Raw genomic sequence first — 1,007 nt, forward strand, 5'->3', positions numbered from 1 at the left:
AAGTGTATCGTCACAACGGCGAGTGGAAATTCCGTGCTGTCGGACAGGGCTACTCAGGTGGATTGCAAGCCATGTGTCAGCAGTATGGTGTGGATATTTAGAGTTGTCCTAAAATCAGTACTTATACTGCTATTAGAATAACTATCACATCCAAAACCTAAAGTATAGGTTGCTCTATTAATAGTAGTGAGTATAGCTACAAAACAGTCACTATTATTGGTAGCCAAACGACTGATAATGCTTTATGTTTCGATTAAAATTATGCATAAAAAGTGGTTAGCAATAGCCACTTTTTTGTGGTTTGTGTCTATAATAGGCCGACCTTAGCTTTACGCAACCAGACAGGATGTGTCATGAGACATTTTTATTTAGACTTTATCTTTACAGCCATTGCCTTAGCGGTAGCGGCGTGGTGGGGATATTCACATGGCGGTATGGGTGGCATGATAGCTACCTTATCTATTACTGCTATTTTGGCCGTCATGGAGATTTCATTATCGTTTGATAATGCGGTGGTCAACGCCTCAGTCCTCAAAGGCTGGGATGAATTTTGGAAAAAAATCTTCTTAACCGTTGGTATTTTAATTGCCGTATTTGGTATGCGCTTGGTCTTCCCTATCGTCATTGTCGCGGTTACCGCTGACCTTGGTATGATGGAAGTGATCAACCTAGCCTTATACAACCCAGAAGAGTACTCTGCCAGACTGATGGCGCACCATGCTGAAATCTCAGCGTTTGGTGGTATTTTCTTACTACTGGTTTTCTTAAACTTTATATTTGACGAAAAAGAAGTCCTATGGTTCCACTGGCTTGAAAGCCGTTTGGCAAAACTGGGTAAAGTTGATGCTATGAGTGTCTTTGTCGCACTTATTATCTTGATGATAGCGGTATCATGGGCTAGTACAGAGCAAGCTTCTGCTGTATTAATCGCTGGCGTTTGGGGTATTCTAGTTTATCTTGGTGTCCAAGTGGTATCTGGTATGCTCGAGGGCGATCTTGAAGAAGGT

General features: G+C 41.9%; 2 protein-coding genes. Both read left to right on the forward strand.

Going from position 1 to position 1,007, the window contains the following annotated elements:
• A partial coding sequence (locus ACS8FD_RS16980; protein ID WP_439276706.1) for a TerD family protein occupies window positions 1–101 on the forward strand: 101 nt, incomplete at its 5' end.
• Between the two features lie 252 nt (window positions 102–353).
• Window positions 354–1,007 (forward strand): DUF475 domain-containing protein (locus ACS8FD_RS16985; protein WP_439276705.1); only part of this gene is annotated, 654 nt, incomplete at its 3' end.

This window comes from Psychrobacter sp. 1U2 (genome assembly GCF_051847575.1).